Raw genomic sequence first — 2,163 nt, 5'->3', positions numbered from 1 at the left:
CGATGCGGCGCGGCGGGGCGCCGTCCAGCCGGGTCGCCCAGTCGGTCACGGCCTCGCCGCCGCGCGCCCGCACGTCGTCGAATATCTCGCGCACCACGCTGGAGACGAAGCCTTCAGTGCGGCGCTGCGGGCGGGCCAGGGCGGCTTTGCGTCCGGCGGCGTCGAGTTGGTTCCAGTCGATACGCTTCATCACATCATCTTCTCGATGGGCAGGACCAGGATGGCCGACGCCCCTTCCGCCTTCAGTTTCTCCAATGTCTCCCAGAAGACCGCCTCCTGACAGACGGCGTGGACGGCTACGGCGTCGTCGCGCCCCGACAGGGGCATGACGGTGGGCGATCCGGCGCCGGGCAACAGGGCGGTGATCCGGTCCAGCGCCGCGCGCGGCGCATTCAGCATCACGTATTTGGCCCCTTGCGAGGACACGACGCCCGCCATCCGCTCGACGATGGAGTCCAGCAGGTGTTGAAGCCCCGCCTCGGGCGGCGTCGGCGCCTTGATCAGCACGGCCTGACTGTCCAGCACCGTCTCGCGCGCCGTCAGCCCGTTGGCCTCCAGCGTGGCGCCCGTCGAGACCAGGTCGCAGATGGCGGCGGCCAGCTTCAGCCGCGGGGCCACCTCGACTGCGCCGCGCATGGTGACGATGTCGGCCTGGACGCCCGCCTCATCCAGAAAGCGGCGCAGGATCCTGGGGTAGGAGGTGGCGATCCGCAGCCCTTGCAACGACGACGGTCCGGCGTAGTCCAGCCCCGGCGGCGTCGCGATCTTCAGCGTGCAGCGGCCGAAGCCCAGCGGCATGACGACCTCTGCGTTCGGGCCGCCGTTCTTCACCTCTTCCAGCACGTTCTCGCCGACGATGCCCAGATCGCAGACCCCGTCCGCCACGAAGGTCGGGATGTCGTCGTCGCGCACCCGCAGCAGGTCGATCGGATAGTTCTCGATCCGGTACAGCAGATCGTTGTTGCCCTTGATCACGCGCAGGCCCGCATCGCGGACCAGATCGAGGCTGCGTTCGGCCAGGCGGCCGGATTTCTGGACGGCGATGCGCAGCCGCCCCTGAACCGTACTCATGATCTCATCTCAGGCTTTCAGTCTGTCCAGCACCAGCCGATAGCCCTGGTGCGGCATGTCCTTCAGGGAGCGCGCGACGCGCACGACAGTGGTCGGGCTGGCCGGCGCCTCGGCGGCGATCTCGCGATAGGTCTTGTCCCCGGCGTCCAGCATCCGCGCCACCTGCCACCGCTCGGCCATGGCGCGCAGCTCGGCCGGGGTGCACAGATCGGCCAGAAAGGCGTCCGCCTCCTCCCGCGTTTTCAGCGAAAGCAGGGCGTCCAGCAATGCGGTCCTGGCGGCGTCGGTGCTCATGGCGCGTTCCATTATGCTGTAACAATGGAACGGTCAACCTGCTTCCCGGTCTGTCGTGCTCAGAATGGATGCAAAGGCGGTGGCGCTTCGCTTCCGGCGTCTCTATCTGCGCTGTCATGAGCAAGGTTGTGATCATCGGCGCGGGACACGCGGGGGGCTCGGCGGCGGCGCTGCTGAGGCAGTATGGGTTTGAGGGCGAGATCGTCCTGGCGGGGCAGGAAAGCGCGCCGCCCTATCAGCGGCCGTCCCTGTCGAAAGCCTGGCTGAAGGGGGAGGCGGGTCTGGAAGACCTGCTGCTGCGCCCCGAGAGCTTCTACGCCGAGCAGGACATCGCCCTGCGCACCGGCGTCACGGCGAGCGCCATCGACGCGGCCGCCAGGACCGTGACCTTCGCCGACGGAACGGTCGAGACCTACGACGTGCTGATCCTGGCCACCGGCTCGACGGCGCGCAAGCTGGCCCTTCCCGGCGCCGACCGGCCGGACCTGCTGGAGCTTCGCACCCTCGACGACGCGGAACGGCTGAAGGCCGTGCTGGCGCCCGGTAAGCGGCTGGCGGTGGTCGGCGGCGGCTATGTGGGTCTGGAGGCGGCGGCTTCGGCCCGCGCCCTGGGCGCCGAGGCTGTGGTGATCGAGCGCATGGACCGAGTGTTGGCGCGCGTGGCGTCTCAGCCCCTGTCGGCCTTCTTCACTGACCTGCACAGGAAGCATGGGGTTGAGATCCTGACCGGCGTCGAGGTCGCGGGGTTCGAGGACGCGGGCGTGCGTCTGGCGGACGGGACGCTGATCGCGGCGGACG

At 69.2% G+C, this 2,163-nt stretch carries 3 protein-coding genes and 1 pseudogene; 1 reads left to right on the top strand and 3 read right to left on the bottom strand.

Annotation, left to right across the window (positions count from 1 at the left end):
• The 3 genes and pseudogenes from BDIM_RS18125 to BDIM_RS13365 form a co-directional block, all read right to left on the bottom strand.
• Positions 1-190: pseudogene (locus BDIM_RS18125) on the bottom strand (histidinol dehydrogenase); the annotation flags it as partial.
• Positions 190-1,071, bottom strand: a complete 882-nt coding sequence (gene hisG / locus BDIM_RS13370; protein ID WP_003166144.1) for an ATP phosphoribosyltransferase — start codon at positions 1,069-1,071, stop codon at positions 190-192. The gene hisG and the pseudogene BDIM_RS18125, both read right to left, overlap by 1 nt.
• Positions 1,072-1,080: 9 nt before the next feature.
• The gene (locus tag BDIM_RS13365) at positions 1,081-1,365 is read right to left on the bottom strand and encodes a YerC/YecD family TrpR-related protein (RefSeq protein WP_112999704.1); all 285 of its coding nucleotides are present in this window, start codon (positions 1,363-1,365) and stop codon (positions 1,081-1,083) included.
• Between the two features lie 116 nt (positions 1,366-1,481).
• On the opposite strand from BDIM_RS13365, the gene BDIM_RS13360 reads away from it, so the two are divergent.
• Positions 1,482-2,163: NAD(P)/FAD-dependent oxidoreductase (locus BDIM_RS13360; protein ID WP_169312156.1), on the top strand; the 682-nt coding region annotated here is incomplete at its 3' end.

This window comes from Brevundimonas diminuta ATCC 11568 (assembly GCF_000204035.1).
GTDB classification, from domain to species: Bacteria; Pseudomonadota; Alphaproteobacteria; order Caulobacterales; family Caulobacteraceae; genus Brevundimonas; species Brevundimonas diminuta.
This window is presented reverse-complemented; position numbering and strand designations above follow the sequence as displayed.